Source organism: Pilosibacter sp. YYHA0881, from assembly GCF_051602715.1.
In the GTDB taxonomy this organism is placed as follows: Bacteria; Bacillota; Clostridia; order Lachnospirales; family Lachnospiraceae; genus Alitiscatomonas; species Alitiscatomonas aceti.
Genome location: NZ_CP175657.1, coordinates 378,403 through 398,875, shown reverse-complemented (window position 1 = coordinate 398,875; position 20,473 = coordinate 378,403). Strand labels below are relative to the sequence as shown.

Here is a 20,473-nt window from a genome sequence, read left to right as displayed (position 1 = left end):
TTTCTCTGTCCCTTATTCGCTCCGCAGGGCGTCGATGGGATTCAGTCCCGCCGCCCGGCTGGCCGGCATATAGCCAAATACCAGGCCGATGCCCACCGAAACAGAAAAGGATACCAGCACTGCTGAAACCGTAGGGGGAGCGTCAATTCCCATGAGCATACCGATCCCCACGCTGGCCAGGGAGCCAAGCAGGATTCCCGCCAGACCGCCGATGGTGCTGGTCACAGCCGCCTCGATGACAAACTGCTGGAGGATCACCCGTTTTTTGGCTCCCAGAGCCTTCCTGATACCGATCTCCCTGGTACGCTCTGTGACCGATACCAGCATGATATTCATAACGCCCACGCCGGCCACTAAAAGAGAGATCCCGGCAATGCCGCCTAACATCATGGACATCATGGCGATCTGGTCATTTAAGGTATCCATCAGGGAGCTCATGGCCGTCACCGAATACAGATCGTCATTTTTCATTTTGCTGTATAAGAATTCCTCCAGGGCTGCCGTACAGGCATCCGTATCGTTTATGTCATAGGAGGTAAAGGTATAATTGCTTATGACGGCGTTCCTGGCGATCTTGGCCGCCCGGGAATAGGGGATCCACACGAAATCGTCGGTACAGCCGTCGTCAAAGTCCGCAGCGCTTTCCGTCTGCTGCTCCACAACGCCCACCACTGTATAATTATCCCCGTTGAGCTTGATCTTTTCTCCCAGGGCTTTTTCCGGGCTTCCAAAAAGCTCCGACGCCACATAGGCTCCCACCACGGCCACCTTCTGGCGGGAGGCCATATCCGAATACAGCAGGTTCCTTCCGCAGGAGAGCTCATACCCCTTGATGGAGAGCTGATCCTCACTGTATCCGCCTACGGTGGTGGCGTCCATGGTATCGCTGCCGTGCTTCACGGTGGCGCTTACGGAAACGCTGGGCGTCATTCCCTGGAACAGATCCTGATTCTCCTCATAAAATTCGTAAAACTCCTCCACATCAATGGTCCTTGATGGCAGGGACCTGTAATTGACGGTGATCTGGTTAACGCCCATGCTGGCAAAGCTCTCCGTCATATAAGACATATATCCGTTGACGATGCTCACCAGGATGATCACAGAGGCCACCCCAATGATGATCCCCAGCATGGTGAGGAAGGAGCGCATCTTGTTTCCCCAGATACTCTTCAAAGCCATTTTAAATGATTGCAGCATATTCTTTCACATCCCCATCAAAATTGATCCTGCCGTCTATGATCCGCACCACCCGTTCTGCCTCCAGGGCAATGGAGCTGTCGTGGGTGATCATAACGATGGTATTTCCCTCCCGGTTGAGCTTCTTTAAAAAATCCAGAACCTCCCGGCCAGTTTTGGAATCCAGGGCGCCGGTGGGCTCGTCGGCCAGGATCAGCGACGGATTTCCCGCCAGGGCCCTGGCAATGGAGACCCTCTGCTGCTGGCCGCCGGAAAGCTGCTTTGGAAAATTCCTCCACTTTTCTTTCAGTCCTACCCGTTCCAGGGATTCCATGGCCCGTTCCCTCCGGTCCCAGGGATCCATGCCCGCGTAAAGGAGGGGAAGCTCCACGTTCTCCAGAAGGTTCAGCTTTGGAAGCAGATTGTACTGCTGGAATACGAAGCCGATCATGGTGTTCCGGATCTGGGCCAGCTGGTTGTCCGTCATATCGCTTACGTCCTGGCCGTCCAGAAGGTATTCACCCTCCGTGGGAACGTCCAGGGCTCCGATGATGTTCATCAGCGTGGATTTTCCGCTGCCGGATTTTCCTACAATGGCCACAAACTCTCCCTTTTCAATGGTAAGGGAGATCCCGTCGCTGGCCCGCACCTCCTCGTCCCCCATCTGGTAGATCTTATAGATGTCCTTCAGCTGGATCAGAGGGATCTTTCCTGCGCTTGTGTTTTTTTCCATGGACCGCACTCCCTTCTTATGGTCTGGGGCCGCCGCCCATGCCGCCTCCGCCGCCAGGGCCGCCTCCCATTCCGCCGCCCATGCCGCCGGGTCCCATCATCATCATATCCATACTGGTGCCAGAGCCAGAATCCGGATCCACGTAGACCTCATCTCCCTCGGAAAGCCCGGAAAGGATCTGTACATAATCATCATTGATGATCCCGGTCTCCACCTGGACGGCCTCAAAGCCGTCGGGTACGCCGGACTGGCCCTGACTGGAGCCGCCGGACTGGCCGCGAGCCGCTTCTTCGGAGCCGTCTTCTGTTCCTTCCGTCTGGTCCGTCTGGCTGGAGGACGGATCCTTTTTCACATATACCCGGTTTCCCCGCATAAGGGCTCCCGCCGGGATACAAAGGGCATCCTGGGCGCTGTCCAGGATAATGGTGGCATCCACGTTCATGCCCGGAAGCAGGTCTCCCGTCTCTTCCAGGGTCACTGTCACCGGATAGTTGGTAACGCCGTTGGAATAGCTTCCCTCCAGACTTACATTGGTGACCGTGCCTGTGAAGGTCTCCCCCTCCACAGCATCGGCGGTGATCTCCACGGTCTGCCCGGCCTTCACGCTCCCCACATCCAGCTCATCCACCGACATGGACAGGGTCATGGCCGACAGATCATAGATCACAGCCATCACCGTATTCCCGCTGGTCCCCTTGGTGATCTTATCTCCGGCCTTGGCGTTTTTCGTAATGACAGTGCCGGAAATGGGGGCGGTAATGGTATAGTCTCCGATGGTATCCTGGGTATTTTCCAGCTTATTCTCTGCATTTTTCACATTATCCCCGGCAGTCTCCAGGGCGTCCTTAAAGGTTTCCAGATACTTTGCAGCCGACTGGTCCGTGGCCTTAAAGAGGGCGGTCCCGTTGTCCACAGAGGCTCCTTCGGAAACCAGAAGGTTCTCCACCTCCAGGCTTCCCTGGCCGGACAGGTCCGCGCTGAGGGTCGTCTCCGTTTTTGGTACAAAGGTCCCAGGCTCACAGCTGGAAGCCTCTCCCACAGCTGCCGCAGCCTGTACCAGAGTTGTAAGACCTCCGGGGTTTTCCACCTCCACGGTCACAGCTTTTACCAGGCGGCCCCCGGAAAGCGTCTCCTCCATACTGCTGACCACCGTCACGATTCCCTGGAGCTCCTCTCCCGTATCCTCCAGAGTCAGTACTGCCGGACTTCCCACCTGGATCTGCTCCGCTTCCGCCGAAAGGAATGGAACCGTCAGCTTCATGACAGAATCATCATAAATATCTGCAAGCTTTGTCCCATTGGAAACCTTATCGCCCTCCTTGATATATAAGGTCTTTACATATCCGGAGACAGATGCCTTATATGTATTTCCTGAAAGCGTTCCCGCCGCCTCATTATAATCCTCCTGGGCCGACTGCTGGCTTTCCCTGGCCCTTAAGAGGCTGGTTTCCGCGGAGCTTAAATCTGAATCCATGGAGGAGGCATCGATCCGGTATAAGACCTGGTCCTTTTCCACCACATCTCCTTCCTCAAACAGGGCCTCCAATACCTCGCCCTCCACCAGGGAGGTGACTTCATAGGTATCCTTGGGAGACAGGGAGCTGGATGCCGTCAGCTCTGAGGTAATGTCCATGACCGCTGCCTTCGCTGTCTGCACCTGGTCGTTTGTTTTTGCCGCTCCGGCTGCCTTTTTCTGCTTCCACAGGAAGGCTCCGCCGACACCCGACGCCAGTACCAGGGCCAGAATGACTGCTGTTCTGGCTCCCTTTTTCTTTTTCTTTTTTTTAATGACTTTCTTTTCTTCCATACTCATGACTGCTCCTTTTATTCATCTCCCACTACGTCTACCACCGTATAGGTAGGATTTTCTTCGGTACCGCTCTTTTCCCATACAATGGCCACATCGTCGCCCACACCGTAATCGCCATAGACAGAAAACAGATACTGGAGCTCTGAGCCGTTTATGGTGAACACATCCCCATCCTCCGAATTATCCTGATCATGGGAGTTTAACACCACCGACACCGGTGTAAAGGGGTCTGAGGCCGAATAATAGATGGCCTTAATGCGGCCGTCGGTGGCTCCTTTATTTTCTCCGTCGCTGGAATAGGCAAAGATCGTCTTTGTCTCCTCATGGTAATAGACCACAGTGGCGTAATCGTTGATCTCGATCTCATCCGAGGATTCGCCGTTCAGGAACATTACCGCCTTATCCAGGGAAAAGGGCACCAGATGCTTCAGATTCCGGCTGCCCTGGTTTAAGATCTTCGGCCCCTTCAGGCTGTTGTCCAGGATCGAAGAGGTGTTCACCTCCCCATCAGAGTTGTAGGTCAGATCGAACACCTTGCTTCCATACTGCCCTCCCTCCTTCATCTGGGCCTTCATAAGGTTGTAAAAAAGATGGATGCAGTCCTCCCTGGTCAGGACCTCATCCTGGTTCCTGAAGATCCCGGAGTCCAGAGACAGGGCGGAAAATTCTGCCATCCGGTTCCCGTTGAGATTTCCGGAAAAGTCCTCGTTGGTATAGCCTAACAGGCCCAGGACCCCTTTGGCCGCGTCTCTTAAGGTCACGCCCTCCTCCGGCTTAAAATTGCCGCCCAGAAAGCCGCTCATCCACTCGTTGGAGGAGGCCGTCCGGATGGCGGAGGCGTACTGGCTGTCCGCAGCCACGTCGGCAAACACCGCGCCGGTGACTGCCGCTCCATAGCTCTGTCTCTGGGATGAAGCTTTTACCAGCATCCCGGCAAATTCCTCCCTTGTTACCTCTGCATTCCGGTCGCTGGTGGTCAGGATCCCCAGCAGGCTCACCACTTTTTTCTTCATTTCAAAGGTGCTTTCCGCCCCGTAGGCCGTTGCAGTCATTCCCGCCGACACGGCACATACGGCTGCCAGCACCGCCATGGCTTTTCCTCGGTTCATACGATCTCTCCTTTTATATTTATTTTATAATCATAAAGGAAACTTTATAAATCATGTAAACTTTACCAGATGAATGTGTTGAATCTGTGAAGGGCACGGCGGGATTTTATGAACTTTCTGTGTTTTTTTGTGTCCTACGGCAGCTGCGGCCAGAAACTCTTCTATGCCGGGCGAAAAAAAATGGCCCCCAAGGCCAGATCTAAGTCTGACTTTCGGGGGCCGGTTCCAACGGCTCCAGCTTCTGGAAGAACTCCTACATCAGCGGCGCGATCAGCCGCAGGGTCCTTCCCCAGAACCGGTGCATCAGCGGCAGGGATTCATAGGATTCCATGGACATGCGGACACATTTTTTCAGTGTTTCGTCAAAATCTGCCCGGATATCCCCGATCACCGGATTCTTATAAATATATACGGCGCACTCGAAGTTCAGATACTGGCTCCGGAAGTCCATGTTGATGGAGCCTACCACTGCCTTTTCATCGTCACTGACAAAGGTCTTGGAATGGATAAAACCAGGCAGGTACTCATAGATCTTCACTCCGGCCTCCATTAACTCCGGATAATAGGAATGGGCCAGCATAAAGGCGTATTTCTTATCCGGGATATGGGGCATGACGATGACCGTATCCACTCCGCGCTTGGCCGCATAGGTGAGGGCCGTCACCATATCGTCGTCCAGGATCAGGTACGGTGTCATAATGTATACATATCGTCTTGCCTGGTAGAGGATATCCAGATAGACCTGGTGGCCCACCGGCTCCCCGTCCAGGGGACTGTCGGAAAAGGGAATGGAATAGCCGTCCATGTTTAAGGCAGGACTGTGGAAATGGTCTCCCGTATCCAGGAACGGCCCATAATCAAAGTCATATTCCGGCCGGAAGGCACAGACGCTCCACATCTGTAAAAACATGACTGTGAAGCTTTTCACCGCCTCCCCCTTCAGGCGGACGGCATTGTCCTTCCAGTGACCGAACCGGACCTTCCGGTTGATGTACTCATCCGCCAGATTGACGCCTCCGGTAAATGCCGTGTGGCCGTCGATCACCAGGATCTTTCTGTGATCCCGGTTGTTCTGGCTGGTGGAAATAGCCGGCCGGATGGGATTGAAGATCCGGCAGCGGACTCCCTTGGCCTCCAGCTCCTTCGGGTAATCGTGCGGCAGGTTTGAAAAGGAGTTCATTCCGTCATAGAGGACGCGCACGTCTACTCCGGCCGCCGCCTTTTCCTCCAGGATCTTAAGGACACTGTCCCACATCACTCCCCGCTGGATGATAAAATATTCCAGGAATATGAACCGTTCTGCTGCCTTAAGCTCCTCCAGAAGATCCGGAAAGAAATCGTCTCCCAGGGGATAGTATTTGAAATTCGTCTTGTCATAGACCGGATAGCCCGCCCGCTCCGAAAGGTAGCGGCTTAAGTTCGCGTTCCTCCGGTTTTCCTTCATGAGCTTTGCCGCGATGGCCTCGTTCTGGTTCAGATAAGACCTGGTGCGGATCCGGATGTCCGCGATCCTCTTTGCCAGGATCTTGGTCTCCATCTGGAGCTGCACAAAAATATAAAACAGGCATCCAAATACCGGAAACAGAAGGACGGGGACCAGCCAGGCCATCTTAAAGCTGGCATTCTGCTTTTCATTTAAGATCCGGATCGCCAGGATGGCGCTGACCAGGCCGAAGGCACCGTACCCATAGGCCTGATACCGGTCATCCAGCCAGAAATAGATCCAGGCCAGAACGGCGATCTGCAGTGCCATGAACAGGATAAAGAACGTGGTACGGCCGAATATGATCCTTAAAAGCCCGCGCTTGCCCTTCCCTCTCACTTCCTCTGCTACCATATTTCCTCCTCCCTACTGTTCCAGGGCCTGTCTCAGATCCTCAATGATATCGTCTGCATTTTCGATCCCAACGCTTAAACGGATCAGGGACGGATCCACGCCCGCCTCCACCAGCTGCTCATCCGAAAGCTGGCGGTGGGTATGGCTGGCCGGATGGAGGACACAGGTCCTGGCGTCTGCCACATGGGTGACGATGGCGGCCAGCTTCAGCCGGTCCATAAACACTCCCGCTGCCTCCCGTCCTCCCTTTAAGCCAAAGGAGATCACGCCGCAGCTTCCCGAAGGCATATATTTCTCCGCCAGAGCGTGGTACTTATTATCCTTTAAGCCAGGATAATTGACCCAGGCCACATCCTCTCTGGCAGAAAGCCATTCTGCCACCTTCTGGGCGTTCTCACAATGGCGCGGCATTCTTAAATGCAGGGTCTCCAGACCGATATTCAGTAAAAAAGCGTTCATGGGAGCCTGAATGGAGCCCAGGTCCCGCATCATCTGGGCCGTGGCCTTGGTGATATATGCCTTTTTCCCAAATTTTTCCGTATAGATCACACCGTGGTAGGAGTCGTCCGGAGTCGTAAGTCCCGGGAATTTTTCCGCATGGGCGTTCCAGTCGAAATTTCCGCTGTCCACGATGCAGCCGCCCACGGTCAGGGCGTGGCCGTCCATATATTTGGTGGTGGAGTGGGTCACGATATCGGCCCCCCACTCAAAGGGACGGCAGTTGATGGGCGTGGCGAAGGTATTGTCCACGATCAGCGGAACTCCGTGCTTATGGGCCAGACGGGCAAATTTTTCAATATCCAGGACCACCAGGGCCGGGTTGGCGATGGTTTCCCCGAACACTGCCTTTGTGTTTGGGCGGAACGCCTTCTCGATCTCCTCCTCCGGCGCGTCCGGATCCACCAGAGTCACGTCGATGCCCTGTTTCTTCATGGTCACTGTAAACAGGTTGGAGGTGCCGCCGTAAATGGTAGCGGCGCTTACAATATGATCCCCGGCGCTGCAGATATTAAAAACGGCAAAGTAATTGGCAGCCTGGCCGGAGGAGGTCAGCATGGCAGCCACGCCTCCCTCCAGCTCGCAGATTTTCTCTGCCACTGCGTCGTTGGTGGGGTTGGCCAGTCTCGTATAAAAATATCCGTCCTCCTCCAGATCGAACAGACGGCCCATCTGCTCGCTGCTGGAATATTTAAATGTAGTGCTCTGGTAAATGGGCAGCACTCTGGGCTCTCCGTTGCCGGGATTCCAGCCTCCCTGGATGCAGACCGTTTCCGGATGATGATTTCTCTTTTCCATGATGTTTGTCCTCCTGGTGCCTGATTCTTTTGTCTGCAGCCGCATTTTTATCCTTGCGGCTGCGTTTATTTACACGTTAGTGTATCACAATTCCGTTAAGGATACAAGGATTTTAAGGTTAGTGTATAATTATCATTGGCAAATATAGGAACTATTCCTACGACAAAAAAGGGAAACAGAGAAAATCCCTGCTTCCCAATCACACAGTTTTTCTTTATGATGTTAACTGCTAAGAAAAACATGTAAAGGAAACTGTATGATGAAAACTATTGTAGAGGAAAAACCGATATCTTTCAAGGAGTTGGAGCAAAAAATATTTTCTTATGTATGTGAGCTGGGCAGAGAGATCACAACTGCCATGCTGGAGGCTTATGATAAGGAACTGGCAGAGGGAAGGGATAAAAAGAATTACCGGGATAAAGGGATCCGCACCACCACGATAAAAACAGTCTACGGTGAAGTCAGCTATGGCAGGCACGTCTATCAGACAAAACTTGAGGCTGGAAAGAAAGCCTGTGTGTATCTGCTGGATGAAGCCATGCAGATGGAAAAGATAGGTCTGATCTCCACAAACCTGGCAGAGAAGCTGGCCATGACGGTAACAGAAGCGCCGTACCGCGTTACAGCAGAGACAATAAGCAGCACCTGCGGCCAGAGCATCAGTGCCGGCGGTGTGTGGAACGTGATGCAGCGGTTGGGTGAAAGGATCAGCGAAGAGGAAGAACATGCTGTAAAACAGATGCATGCGGACCAGTCAGAGGGAAAAAAGGAGATTCCGGTACTGTTTGAAGAAATGGATGGCGTATGGCTGTCCATGCAGGATGAACAGCATAAAAAGATGAAAAAACAGGAAATGAAGGTCTTTACCATGTATGAAGGCTGGGATGCGGAGAAAGAAAAGCAGGGCCGCAGTAGCCTGGTGGGAAAAACCATGCTTGCGGGGATGGAGAAAAGTAAGAAATTCCATGAAAAGCGGGAGGCCTGTATTTGCAAGAAATATGATGCGGATGAGATCGGCCAGCGCATCTTAAACGGAGATGGAGGCAGCTGGATCTACGAGCCATATGACCCGGAAGCAATCTTCCAGTTAGACAGATATCATGTATATCAGGAGATCACAGGGAAGATCCGTGATAAGAAAGCGCAGAGAGAGATCCGGGAACTGTTTGATACAGGCAAGCCGGAGGAAATGTTGGAATATATACAGATATATGCGACCAGCGTAGAAAGCCCGGATGAAAAGGATAAAAGCAGCCAAAAGGCCTGGGAATTATATCAATATCTGGAACGTAACAGGGAAGGTCTGCTGCCCTACGATAAAAGGGGGATAAAGATAGCAGCCCCGCCGGAAGGGATTCTTTATAAAAGGATGGGTGTGCAGGAAAATCAGAATTGTACGGTGATCACGCTGAGGATGAAGAACCGAAGGATGCGCTGGTCGGTAAACGGAGCCAATAACCTTGCCAAGATCCTTTACCAAAAAGAAAACAAGGAATTGATTGAGACGATAGAGCGATATACGGATGGATTAGTGTTCACAATGCAGATGCAGGAGATCGTGGAAACATTAAGTGCCGCAAAAGCTCCAAAGAAGGACGGGAAAGGAAATCCGTATGTGGATGTGGTAAATGTGCATATGCCGCTGCTTGAAGCGATACAGACAGCATCCAGAAAGGCGTTTAAGAGAGCGTTCTGTTGTTAAACAAAGGAAAACCCATAGGGTCTATTTGGCATACCCAAAAACAGAAAAAATATCATAAGGAAAAAATGAAGTGGGTAAGTTGCCAACGATTACTTGACACAAACGATTTTAAGGCGGCACTTGAAAGGCCCTCTCCTTTCATGTATAATGATTCTTTGGAAATCGTGCCGTCCGTCCGTGCGGCCTGTTTTCCCGGCACAGGGGTTCCATGCCCCTGTATTAAACCCTATATTAAATAAGAAGGAGAAGATTATGGAATTTGTCTTCAATATCATCAAGGGTGTCATGATCGGCATCGCCAACGTGATCCCCGGCGTATCCGGCGGTACCATGGCCGTTTCTTTTGGCATCTATGACCGGCTGATCAGCAGCATTTCCGGCTTCACAAAGCATGTAAAGGAAAGCCTGGCCCTGCTGGCTCCTATTCTCCTGGGCTGCGGCCTGGGCATCGCCGGCTTCACCTATGCCATCGAATACCTTCTGGAAAACCACACCTTCGTCACCTGTATGACCTTTGTGGGGCTGATCCTGGGCGGCCTTCCAGCTCTTTACAGGGCCATGAACGAAAAAAAAGCCGCCGGCAGCGGAAAAATGGGCGCCGGAGCCATTATAGCCTTCCTGCTGGCCTTTGCCGTATCCGCAGGGCTGCCCCTTTTAAAAACCGGCGGGGATACCCTGGCGGTCCTCCCGGTCAACGGGTCCACCATGGCCATCCTCTTTGTGCTGGGGATCGTTGCCTCTGCCACCATGGTGATCCCTGGCGTATCCGGCTCCATGATGCTCATGATCCTGGGCTACTACTACGGCATCATAAACACCATCACCAGCTTTTTAGATGGGCTCCGGGCCATGGACCTGGCGGCCTTAAAGGACGGCTTCCTGCTTTTAGCTCCCTTTGGCATCGGCGTTCTCCTGGGGATCGTTCTCATTGCCCGGCTGATCTCCTTCCTGTTTGAACGGTACGGTGTCCAGACCTATGGGGCCATCCTTGGCCTGGTGCTGGCTTCTCCCTTTGCCATTTTTTACAACACAGGATTATTTGGAGAGCTTTCCTCCCTGTCCGTCTGGGCCGTTCTTCTGGGCATTATGCTGATGATCGGCGGAGCTGTGGTCACCAATTTCGTCGGTGAAAAGTAAATTAATTGTTGTCCTCTCCCGGAGGATGTGATATCATATTAGATGTTCTTAATTTTGTATCACTATTATAAATATTTACTTATAAAAGGAGAATGTTTATGGGCGGTATATTTGGCGTAGCATCGAAGACCAGCTGTACCATGGATCTTTTCTTTGGTATCGACTACCACTCCCATCTGGGAACCCGGCGCGGAGGCATGGCCGTATACGGCGAAAACGGCTTCCAGCGCGCCATCCACAACATCGAAAACACACCCTTCCGGACCAAATTTGACCACGATCTGGATGAACTGGAGGGAACTCTGGGCATTGGCTGTATCTCAGACATGGATCCCCAGCCCCTGCTGATCCGTTCTCATCTGGGAACCTATGCCCTGACCACAGTCGGGGTGATCCGCAATCCCGAAGAGCTGATAAAGGAGGCCTATAAAAACGGCCACGTCCACTTTATGAGCATGAGCGGCGGAAAGATCAACGATACGGAGCTGGTAGCCTCTCTGATCGACCAGAAGGACAGTCTGGTGGACGGACTCCTTTACGCCCAGGAGCGGATCCAGGGCTCCATGTCCATGCTTCTCCTGACGCCGGAAGGCATCTACGCCTCCCGGGACCGCTACGGCCGTACCCCCATCACCATCGGCCAGAAGGACGGGGCGTTCTGCGCTTCCTTTGAGAATTTCGCATATCTGAACCTGGGATACCATCACTATTCAGAGCTGGGCCCCGGCGAGATCGACTTTATCACGCCCGAGGGCGTAGAATGCTTAAGCGCTCCGAGGAAGGAGATGAAGATGTGCGCCTTCCTGTGGGCCTATTACGGCTATCCCACCGCCAGCTACGAAGGCATCAGCGTGGAAAAAATGCGTTATGACTGCGGAAAGCTCCTGGCAAGAAGAGATAAGGGCGTCACCGCCGACAGCGTAGCCGGCGTACCCGATTCCGGTATTGCACATGCAGTAGGCTATGCCAACGAATCCGGCATTCCCTTCTCCCGCCCCTTCATCAAATATACGCCCACCTGGCCCCGGTCCTTTATGCCCTCCAGCCAGAAGCAGAGGAACCTCATTGCTAAAATGAAGCTGATCCCTGTGGACGTGCTGATCCGGGATAAAAAACTCCTGCTGATCGACGACTCCATCGTCCGCGGGACCCAGCTGGGAGAGACAACAGAATTTTTATATGAAAGCGGCGCAAAGGAGGTCCACGTAAGACCGGCCTGTCCGCCCATCACCTTCGGCTGCCCGTACTTAAACTTCTCCCGCTCCAGATCCGAGTACGATCTGATCACACGACGGGTCATCCGGGACCGGGAAGGAGAAAACGTTTCTGAAGAAACACTGGCCACCTACACCGATCCCGACAGCCAGAATTACAAGGAAATGGTAGAAGAGATCCGGAAACGGCTCCACTTCACCACCCTCCGCTTCCACCGCCTGGACGATCTGGTGGAATCCATCGGCATCGAGCCGTGTAAGCTCTGTACATACTGCTGGAACGGGAGAGGGTGATGCAGAAACGGCCCCCGCCCATTCACGCAAACGGAAGCATCGTGTTTGCGCGAACGGGCGGGGGTTGTTTTGGTTGTGGCGGGAGTGAGGGAAAAATAAAAAAATGGCAGGAGAAATTTCTTCGCTCCCCCGCCGCAAAAAAAGGACCCACGTTGCCGCAAACACGATGCTTCCGTTTGCGGCAATGTGGGTCCGCCCCCTTAATGGTTCACAATATCCATTATAATATCGGCAGAGGCGTTCTCGATCTCGTTGACCACGTACTGGGCCTCCTGCTCCTCTTCCTTAGTACCGTCCATCTGATGGGCCTCAGCCTCGGCCATGGCCTCATTGGCGGCTACCTTGTTCTTATCCACGCGGGTTCCGCACTTATTGCAGAATTTGGAGTTTTTGTCGATGCGTGCTCCGCATTCAGAGCAGTAAATGCATCCGTCCATTCCTGTGAGACGTTCTTCCAGTTCTCTCTTTCTCTCCAGGCTGCTGCGGATGGAGGTGAATTCCATAAAGAATTTTTCCTCATCTGCCTCTGTGGCGTTCTGGAATACCTTTTTGCCCACAGTCGCATACAGCTTCGCTATATTTTCCTTCTCTTCGTTGATCTGGGAGCGGATGGAAACCGCATCGGAGATCTCCTTTGTACGCTTTGCCACCTGTTTTCCGGTGCTGCTGATGCTTCTTTTCACTTCATCAAAAATAGACATAACTCTGGTTCCCCTTTCCTTTGTATATATGTCTATCTTATCCAATCAGGACCATAAAGTCAATCCTTTTTCCCAGCCAGGCCCCAGGATGCCTGGTAGGCACTCTCCGGGTCGTAGGAAAACTCCTGGCGGATGATTTCCGGTATCTCATAAGGGCTGAAGCCCATGGTCACCGGCTCTCCCGACTGGGTCCTGTCTGCCTCTGGCGTCAGATATACCTGGACCGTAAAGCCTCTCTCACGGGGGGCCAGATCGTTGAGATCAAAGAACCAGCTGCGTTTTCCTGACTCCAGCACCTGTCTGATCTGCTCTTTCGCTTCTGCCGTGCCATCGTTCCGGATCATCAGGCTGCTGGTTTCCTTATCCGCTTCAGTCACCTCCCAGCCCGCTTCCTCGTACTCTTTGTAAAATGCAGAATCCTCATAATGGCAGATGATCTCCATGCGTTCCACGTCCTCCGGCTTCAACTCCTCTGGAAGAGCAGCTCCCGCCTCCTTTAAAAGCCCCATGGTCTTTGTAAAGGAAGAGTACACCGGAAAAAAGTTGACCTGGGGATCCATGTCCCTGAGGCGGAAGGAACCGGAAAAATTCTGGGTCCTGGAGACGGAAATGGCATTCAGATACTCCTTCTCTGCCTCTGTGAGGAACCGCAGGGCCGTCACCGGGATCTCCTCCGTCCGTTCTGTAAGGGACAGCGCCTCCAGCTCTTCCTGGTAGGCCGCCAGAAGTTCTGCTGTCATTTCCGGATCCTCTGTCACCAGGGACGCCTGGTTCCCGTCAGAGATATAGATGCCTGTGGTGGTTTCCGGATGGAAGCTCATGACCGGATACGCGCCCTTTTTATATTCTGCGCTGGCATATAACCGCTCCATCAGGTCCATGGACTCCTTCATGTCGATACGGTAATACCGGTAACGGAGACTTCCGTTTTTCTCCTTAAAGCCCACTTCGATCCGGGCCATGTATGTATCGTCGCCAGCTGGCTCCTCCAGATTCTGGAACCGGATGGCCTTGGACTCCTCTGCGGCGGCGATCCCCGCCTCCGCCAGGTCCTTCACCAGGCCGTAATCGGTGATCTCCATGTTTCCGGCCGCATAATCAGATCCGTCCATATACTTCCACAGATATCCGCTCGGCTCCCTTCCCAGCCTTCCGTTTTCCGCGGCCACCGGGAGGCCGTAATCCTGGAAATCTCCCAGGGAGTAGGTAAATACGGAGGCAGACTGGAATTTCTCCTCAGAGGGCAGGTAGGAATCGTAGCCTGTAAGGTCATACCGGAACACGCCGATGACCGCCAGGGCCAGGACGGCGCTGATGCCCAGATGGACCGGATTGGCAAAAAGCTTCCGGAAATCGAAATTGTAAAGGATCTCAATGAGCCCATGGCTGATGAAAAGGGCGAACACGAACCCGAAGGCAGCCCAGCCCAGGCTTTCGTAATACATGTTCCAGAATAAAAGACATACCAGAATCGTAATGGGGACCACCAGAAGGATCTTAATGGGCGCCTTTGTCATCCGGAAGGCCATGGCTCTTCCGGCCGCCTCTGAGGGACGGAATTTATAAAGGAGCCCGCCAATGACTGCCAGAACAAGGCCCGCCAGAAGGGCCGGCAGGATCCTTCCCATCAGTTCTCCATACCGCGCCATGGGCAGATCCGATCCCTCTCCGATCAGCGCCACATAATAGGGAGCCGGGGATCCGTGGATGATCCATTCATCAATGCCGGAGATCCGCTGATTGGTCGTGACAAAAAACATCTGCATCAGTCCCTGGAACAGGACTGCCACCGCAGGCACATAGCCGAACAGGACGATGCCGCCCAGAACGGAAATGAAGAAGTTTCCGGTGAGCATCACCGCAGCCGTCATGAGCCCGTAGCTCAGCAGAAAGCCCGTCATATGCACCAGGAAGGTCCAGAGCGCTCCGGAGACCATCCCCGGTACTGCCGCCCCGGCAGCCCCCAGGATCCCCAGAGTAAATACCAGGTTCACCAGATACATGGAACCGGTGACCAGGATCCCGTCCACAAAGCGGACCGTAAAGAGGAGCTCCCGGCGCACGGGAATGCTGTGGTAAAAATCCACCTGCTTTCTGGAATGAAGATACAGGAAGCCCGTGAGGGCCAGTACCAGGGCCGCTGTGATCACCAGGAAGCCCATGACCACATTCTCAAGGCCGACGCACTCGGCCGTCAGCTCTCCAAGCTTTCTGGAGAATTCTGTATCTGCCGTGTTTCCGATGCCAAAATCATAATTTCCCGCATCTTCCGCCCAGAGCGCGTACTGCTGCTCCAGGTTTGTGATACCCATGGCAGCCAGCACAGGCATCGCAAAAAAGAAGGTAAGGAAGGAAAGGCCAAAGGCCCAGAGCCTGCGCTTTAAGTCCTCCTTCATCAGCCTAAAAAATAAGCTTTTTGACGTCATAACCAGCCACCTCCGTTTCACTGATAAAGATCTCCTCCAGGGACAGGGGGATCGCCTCAAAAAATACCGGCTCACAGGACCGCATGGCGGCCTCCACTTCCTCCCTGGTCCCGCGGACCGTGATCGTAGAAAGACTTCCCCTGCGCTCAGTCTTAAGGATCTCTAAGCCAGGGATCTCCCCGGCCTCCATTCCTGGCCGAAGCACGCACTGGATCTTGTGGAGATTTAATTTCATATCGTCCAGATCCTTTGATAACAGGATCCCGCCCTTGTGAAGGATCCCCACATGATCGCAGATATCCTCCAGCTCCCTTAAGTTATGGGAGGCGATGATGGGCGTTAAATTCCGCTCTGCCATATCATTGGCAAACAGGCTCTTCACAGCCTGGCGCATCACCGGATCCAGCCCGTCAAAGGTCTCGTCACAGAACAGATATTCCGTATTGGCACAGAGCCCCAGGATCACGGAAAGCTGTTTTTTCATTCCCTTGGAGAAGGTGGATACCTTTCTTCTTTTATCCAGGGAAAAGGATTCCAGAAGACCGCAGGCTCTCTGGACATCAAAGGAGGGATAAATACTTTTATAAAAGGTCATCATCTCCTGGGGCGTCCCGTTTCCAAAGAAAAACTGATCGTCGGAAATATAGAAAAACCGTCCCTTGACCTTCGTATTTTCATAAACATCCTCGCCGTCGATCTGGATGGTCCCCTCGTCCGGCTTCAAAACGCCGCAGGCCATCCGCAGGAACGTACTTTTCCCAGCCCCGTTGGTACCGATGAGGCCAAAGACGCAGCCGTCCTTGATCCTGGCATCGATGTGGTCAACAGCCACGATGGAATCAAATTTTTTTGTAAGATTTTTTGCCTCGATCACGTCCGGTCACCTCCCTCTTTTTCTGCCGCCTGGTACTGGATCTCCACCATATTTTTTATCTCTTCTCCAGAGATCCCCAGACGGATCGCCTCATCGATCACCTCGCTGACCTGGATCAGCAGGTCTTTTTTCCGTTTTTCTTTCATAACACTGTTCTCTGCCACAAAACTTCCCTTCCCTTTTACTGTATAAATATATCCCTGGCGTTCCAGCTCCGCATAGGCCCTCTGGATCGTGTTGGGATTGATCGACAGCTCCATAGCCAGGCTGCGGACGGAAGGCAGCGGCTCATTCTCCCCCAGGACTCCCAGAAGCATCAGCTCTTCCAGCTTTTCAGCCACCTGCTCGTATATGGGCCTCCGGTCCTTATAATCCAGTATGATCATACGCCCTTCTCTCCTTTCCGGCCGCTTTCTTTCTCCGGCCTTTTATAAGTGTATTGACATTCTTAATACACTTAGTATAATAAAAAGACCCGGTACCGTCAATGACGATACCGGGTCAAATTTCTTACGAATTTCTAACGATTCCCATTTAAACGGGAGACCCAGACTCCCCTTTGCTGCGTCCGGGCAGTGAAGTGTCTCTCACGAAACGCTTCTTATTTTTCGCTGTCGTCGTAAAGAGCGACCAGCTTCTCCAGATGTGCGTATTTATCCTTGGCATTCTGCTCAGCCTGTGCGAACAGAGTCTTTGCTCTCTCCGGATTCTTCAGTGCAAGAGAGGTATAACGAACCTCGCCGCCGATGAAGTCCTGATAGGATACGGTAGCGGGCTTGCAGTCCAGAGTGAACTTCTTCTCTGCAGCCGGGTTGTAACGGAAGATGTTCCAGTAACCAGACTGAACAGCCAGCTTCTCCTCTGTCTGGGCCTTTGCCATACCCTTCTTGATACCATGGTTGATACACGGAGCGTAAGCGATGATCAGGGACGGTCCCGGATATGCCTCAGCCTCAGCGATAGCCTTAATGGTCTGGTTCATATCTGCGCCCATGGAGATCTGTGCAACGTATACGTAGCCGTAGCTCATTGCAATGGCTGCCAGATCTTTCTGCTTAACCTCTTTACCGCCTGCTGCGAACTGCGCAACAGCGCCGGTGGGAGTAGCCTTGGAGGACTGTCCGCCTGTGTTGGAGTAAACCTCTGTGTTGAATACCATGATGTTGATATCTTTTCCGCTGGCAAGAACGTGGTCCACGCCGTTGAAGCCGATATCATATGCCCATCCGTCGCCGCCGAAGATCCACTGGGACTTCTTCGCTAAGAAGTCTTTGTTCTTAACGATCTCCTTGCAGGTCGGGCAGTCACAGCCGGAAAGAACCGCAACCATCTTATCTGTTGCAGCGCCGTTTAATGCGCCTACGGAGAAGGTATCTAACCATTCCTGGCAGGCTGCCTTTGCTTCCTCGGAAGCCTCAGCGCTGGCAACGATGGATTCAACCTTTGTCTTTAAGCCGTCACGGATCGCGTTCTGGGCCAGTAACATACCGTAACCGAACTCAGCGTTATCCTCGAATAAGGAGTTATCCCATGCCGGTCCCTTGCCTGCCTTGTTGGCGGTGTAAGGTGTGGACGGGGAGGAGTTGCCCCAGATGGAGGTACATCCGGTTGCGTTGGCGATATACATTCTGTCACCGAATAACTGGGTGATCAGTTTTGCGTACGGAGGCTCACCACAGCCTGCGCATGCGCCGGAGAACTCAAGGAGCGGCTGCTTGAACTGGCTGCCCTTAACGGTCGTCTCTTTGAATTTATCGATCACGTCCTGCTTGATGTCAAGCTTCTGGCCGTAATTGAACACTTCCTGCTGACCCAGGTTCTCTTCCAGGCTTGCCATTGTAAGAGCCTTTTCACCCTTCTTGCCCGGACATACGTTTGCACAGGAACCGCATCCGGTACAGTCGAGAGCGGAGATGGTCATAGCAAACTTGTACTGCGGCATACCGGTCATGGGGATCATCTTTGTTCCTTCCGGAGCGTTGGCAGCCTCTTCCTCAGTCATTACGACCGGACGGATAACTGCGTGCGGGCAGACATAGGAACAGAAGTTACACTGGATACAGTTGTCCGGATTCCATACCGGAACGTTTACTGCGATACCGCGCTTCTCGTATGCGGAAGAACCGGACGGTGTGGAACCGTCAACGTAATTCTTGAACGCGGATACCGGAAGGTTGTTTCCTTCCTGGGCGTTTACTGCAGCCTGTACGGTATTTACGAACTCAACAACGTCTTCTCTTCCCTCTGTGGCGTGAACCATGTCAAGACCTTCGTCCTCACAGTTCTTCCAGCTTTCCGGAACCTGGACCTCGTGAAGTCCCTTGGCGCCTGCGTCGATGGCAGCCCAGTTCTTCATAACGATGTCCTCGCCCTTACGGCCGTAGGTTGCCTTTGCAGCAGCCTTCATTAACTCGTTGGCCTTGTCAGCCGGGATGATCTTTGTCAGCTCAAAGAACGCGGACTGAAGGATCGTGTTGATACGTGTCGGGCCCATGCCTGTCTCAATACCAAGCTTCACACCGTCGATGGTGTAGAATTTGATGTTGTGGTCAGCGATGAACTTTTTAACCTGGCCCGGTAAGTGCTTCTCAAGACCGTCCATATCCCACGGGCAGTTAAGAAGGAATGTACCGCCGTCAACCAGCTCCTGTACCATGTTGTACTTTCTGATGTATGCCGGGTTGTGGCATGCAACGAAGTCAGCCTTACGGATCAGGTAAGTGGATTTGATCGGTGTATGTCCGAAACGTAAGTGGGACATGGTAACACCGCCGGACTTCTTGGAGTCATAATCAAAGTATGCCTGAGCGTACATATCGGTGTTGTCGCCGATGATCTTGATGGAGTTCTTGTTTGCACCTACGGTACCGTCGGCGCCAAGACCCCAGAACTTACAGTTGGTGGTTCCTGCCGGTGTGGTAACAAGCGGAGCGCCTAACTCTAAGGAGAGGTTTGTCACATCGTCGTTGATGCCGATGGTGAATCTCTTCTTCGCTGTATTCTCATAAACAGCAACGATCTGGGCCGGTGTGGTATCCTTGGAGCCTAAACCGTAACGGCCGGTGTAGATCGGAACTGCGTCAAATTTTGTATGCTTTAAGGCAGCAACAACGTCCAGGTATAACGGCTCGCCGATGGAACCCGGCTCCTTTGTTCTGTCAAGAACAGAGATCTGCTTTACAGTCTCCGGGATCGCTGCGATGAAAGCCTCTGTGCAGAACGGTCTGTACAGACGTACCTTTACAACGCCGACCTTCTTGCCCTGGGCCATCAGGTAATCGATGGTCTCCTCGATGGTATCGTTTACGGAACCCATGGAAACGATCACATGCTCAGCGTCAGCTGCGCCGTAGTAGTTGAACAGCTTGTAATCGGTACCGATCTTAGCGTTCACCTTATCCATGTATTCCTGAACGATGGCCGGAAGAGCGTCGTAGTACGGGTTGCAGGCCTCTCTTGCCTGGAAGAAAATATCCGGGTTCTGGGCGGAACCTCTCTGACACGGATGGTTCGGGTTCAGAGCGTGTGCGCGGAACTCGTCGATGGCATCCAGATCAGCCATTTCCTTCAGATCCTCATAATCCCATGTCTCGATCTTCTGGATCTCGTGGGAGGTACGGAAACCGTCAAAGAAGTTGATGAACGGAACCTTGCCCTTGATGGCTGCAAGATGAGCAACCGGCGTTAAGTCCATAACCTCCTGTACGCTGGATTCACAAAGCATTGCACAGCCTGTCTGACGGCATGCGTAAACGTCGGAATGGTCGCCGAAGATGTTTAATGCGTGGGTAGCAACGGCACGGGCAGATACGTTGAATACGCCCGGAAGCTGCTCACCGGCGATCTTATACAGATCCGGGATCATCAGAAGAAGACCCTGGGAAGCGGTATAAGTTGTTGTTAAAGCGCCTGCTGCCAGGGAGCCGTGTACGGCACCTGCTGCGCCGGCCTCGGACTGCATCTCAGTGATCTGCACCGGCTGTCCGAACATATTTGTTCTTCCATCGGTAGACCACTCATCTGTCGCCTCAGCCATTGGGGAAGAAGGTGTGATCGGGTAGATGGCTGCAACATCGGTAAATGCATAGGAAGCATGAGCTGCTGCATGGTTACCATCCATGGTTTTCATTTTTCTTGCCATAGTTGATTTTCCTCCTATAAAAT

At 53.0% G+C, this 20,473-nt stretch carries 14 protein-coding genes; 3 read left to right on the top strand and 11 right to left on the bottom strand.

From position 1 onward, the window contains the following. Window positions 1–12 precede the first annotated feature (12 nt). The 6 genes from ACI6NM_RS01895 to ACI6NM_RS01870 form a co-directional block, all read right to left on the bottom strand. On the bottom strand, window positions 13–1,197 hold the full coding sequence (locus ACI6NM_RS01895) for an ABC transporter permease (RefSeq protein ID WP_022274674.1): 1,185 nt from the start codon (window positions 1,195–1,197) through the stop codon (window positions 13–15). Next, on the bottom strand, window positions 1,181–1,909 hold the full coding sequence (locus ACI6NM_RS01890) for an ABC transporter ATP-binding protein (RefSeq protein ID WP_022274673.1): 729 nt from the start codon (window positions 1,907–1,909) through the stop codon (window positions 1,181–1,183). Before ACI6NM_RS01890 ends, ACI6NM_RS01895 begins: the two co-directional genes overlap by 17 nt. A 16-nt stretch (window positions 1,910–1,925) precedes the next feature. After that, window positions 1,926–3,716, bottom strand: a complete 1,791-nt coding sequence (locus tag ACI6NM_RS01885; protein WP_262427421.1) for an efflux RND transporter periplasmic adaptor subunit — start codon at window positions 3,714–3,716, stop codon at window positions 1,926–1,928. Between the two features lie 17 nt (window positions 3,717–3,733). Further along, the gene (locus tag ACI6NM_RS01880) at window positions 3,734–4,828 is read right to left on the bottom strand and encodes an S-layer homology domain-containing protein (RefSeq protein WP_262427422.1); all 1,095 of its coding nucleotides are present in this window, start codon (window positions 4,826–4,828) and stop codon (window positions 3,734–3,736) included. Window positions 4,829–5,081: 253 nt separating this feature from the next. Next, window positions 5,082–6,665: a cardiolipin synthase gene (gene cls, locus ACI6NM_RS01875; protein WP_262427423.1), complete on the bottom strand. Its 1,584-nt coding sequence runs from the start codon at window positions 6,663–6,665 to the stop codon at window positions 5,082–5,084. A gap of 12 nt (window positions 6,666–6,677) precedes the next feature. Continuing rightward, the gene (locus tag ACI6NM_RS01870; protein ID WP_262427424.1) at window positions 6,678–7,961 is read right to left on the bottom strand and encodes an O-acetylhomoserine aminocarboxypropyltransferase/cysteine synthase family protein; all 1,284 of its coding nucleotides are present in this window, start codon (window positions 7,959–7,961) and stop codon (window positions 6,678–6,680) included. Between the two features lie 256 nt (window positions 7,962–8,217). On the opposite strand from ACI6NM_RS01870, the gene ACI6NM_RS01865 reads away from it, so the two are divergent. The 3 genes from ACI6NM_RS01865 to ACI6NM_RS01855 all read left to right on the top strand — a co-directional run bounded on the left by ACI6NM_RS01865 (window position 8,218) and on the right by ACI6NM_RS01855 (window position 12,308). After that, window positions 8,218–9,663 (top strand): ISLre2 family transposase, encoded by a 1,446-nt coding sequence (locus ACI6NM_RS01865; protein WP_438501016.1) that lies wholly within the window; start codon window positions 8,218–8,220, stop codon window positions 9,661–9,663. 252 nt (window positions 9,664–9,915) lie between these two features. Beyond that, on the top strand, window positions 9,916–10,800 hold the full coding sequence (locus tag ACI6NM_RS01860; RefSeq protein ID WP_262428081.1) for a DUF368 domain-containing protein: 885 nt from the start codon (window positions 9,916–9,918) through the stop codon (window positions 10,798–10,800). A gap of 98 nt (window positions 10,801–10,898) precedes the next feature. Continuing rightward, window positions 10,899–12,308, top strand: coding sequence for an amidophosphoribosyltransferase (locus tag ACI6NM_RS01855; protein ID WP_262428082.1), 1,410 nt, complete (start codon window positions 10,899–10,901; stop codon window positions 12,306–12,308). 200 nt (window positions 12,309–12,508) lie between these two features. Here the strand turns inward: ACI6NM_RS01855 and ACI6NM_RS01850 are convergent, their stop codons facing one another. The 5 genes from ACI6NM_RS01850 to nifJ form a co-directional block, all read right to left on the bottom strand. Next, the gene (locus tag ACI6NM_RS01850) at window positions 12,509–13,009 is read right to left on the bottom strand and encodes a zinc ribbon domain-containing protein (protein ID WP_262428083.1); all 501 of its coding nucleotides are present in this window, start codon (window positions 13,007–13,009) and stop codon (window positions 12,509–12,511) included. Window positions 13,010–13,068: 59 nt separating this feature from the next. Then, entirely contained in the window at window positions 13,069–15,435 is a 2,367-nt protein-coding gene (locus ACI6NM_RS01845; protein ID WP_262428084.1) for a DUF6449 domain-containing protein, read from the bottom strand. Next, window positions 15,410–16,309, bottom strand: a complete 900-nt coding sequence (locus ACI6NM_RS01840) for an ABC transporter ATP-binding protein (protein ID WP_022274665.1) — start codon at window positions 16,307–16,309, stop codon at window positions 15,410–15,412. Before ACI6NM_RS01840 ends, ACI6NM_RS01845 begins: the two co-directional genes overlap by 26 nt. Continuing rightward, window positions 16,306–16,695, bottom strand: a complete 390-nt coding sequence (locus ACI6NM_RS01835) for a GntR family transcriptional regulator (RefSeq protein ID WP_262428085.1) — start codon at window positions 16,693–16,695, stop codon at window positions 16,306–16,308. Before ACI6NM_RS01835 ends, ACI6NM_RS01840 begins: the two co-directional genes overlap by 4 nt. Before the next feature lie 215 nt (window positions 16,696–16,910). Next, on the bottom strand, window positions 16,911–20,450 hold the full coding sequence (gene nifJ, locus ACI6NM_RS01830; RefSeq protein WP_262428086.1) for a pyruvate:ferredoxin (flavodoxin) oxidoreductase: 3,540 nt from the start codon (window positions 20,448–20,450) through the stop codon (window positions 16,911–16,913). Between the last annotated feature and the right edge of the window lie 23 nt (window positions 20,451–20,473).

Bases quoted from the DNA above. Each gene is read 5' to 3' on its own strand.
- ACI6NM_RS01895 (WP_022274674.1), bottom strand. From the start codon at position 1,197: ATGCTGCAATCATTTAAAATGGCTTTGAAGAGTATCTGGGGAAACAAG.
- ACI6NM_RS01890 (WP_022274673.1), bottom strand. From the start codon at position 1,909: ATGGAAAAAAACACAAGCGCAGGAAAGATCCCTCTGATCCAGCTGAAG.
- ACI6NM_RS01885 (WP_262427421.1), bottom strand. From the start codon at position 3,716: ATGGAAGAAAAGAAAGTCATTAAAAAAAAGAAAAAGAAAAAGGGAGCC.
- ACI6NM_RS01880 (WP_262427422.1), bottom strand. From the start codon at position 4,828: ATGAACCGAGGAAAAGCCATGGCGGTGCTGGCAGCCGTATGTGCCGTG.
- cls (WP_262427423.1), bottom strand. From the start codon at position 6,665: ATGGTAGCAGAGGAAGTGAGAGGGAAGGGCAAGCGCGGGCTTTTAAGG.
- ACI6NM_RS01870 (WP_262427424.1), bottom strand. From the start codon at position 7,961: ATGGAAAAGAGAAATCATCATCCGGAAACGGTCTGCATCCAGGGAGGC.
- ACI6NM_RS01865 (WP_438501016.1), top strand. From the start codon at position 8,218: ATGATGAAAACTATTGTAGAGGAAAAACCGATATCTTTCAAGGAGTTG.
- ACI6NM_RS01860 (WP_262428081.1), top strand. From the start codon at position 9,916: ATGGAATTTGTCTTCAATATCATCAAGGGTGTCATGATCGGCATCGCC.
- ACI6NM_RS01855 (WP_262428082.1), top strand. From the start codon at position 10,899: ATGGGCGGTATATTTGGCGTAGCATCGAAGACCAGCTGTACCATGGAT.
- ACI6NM_RS01850 (WP_262428083.1), bottom strand. From the start codon at position 13,009: ATGTCTATTTTTGATGAAGTGAAAAGAAGCATCAGCAGCACCGGAAAA.
- ACI6NM_RS01845 (WP_262428084.1), bottom strand. From the start codon at position 15,435: ATGACGTCAAAAAGCTTATTTTTTAGGCTGATGAAGGAGGACTTAAAG.
- ACI6NM_RS01835 (WP_262428085.1), bottom strand. From the start codon at position 16,695: ATGATCATACTGGATTATAAGGACCGGAGGCCCATATACGAGCAGGTG.
- nifJ (WP_262428086.1), bottom strand. From the start codon at position 20,450: ATGGCAAGAAAAATGAAAACCATGGATGGTAACCATGCAGCAGCTCAT.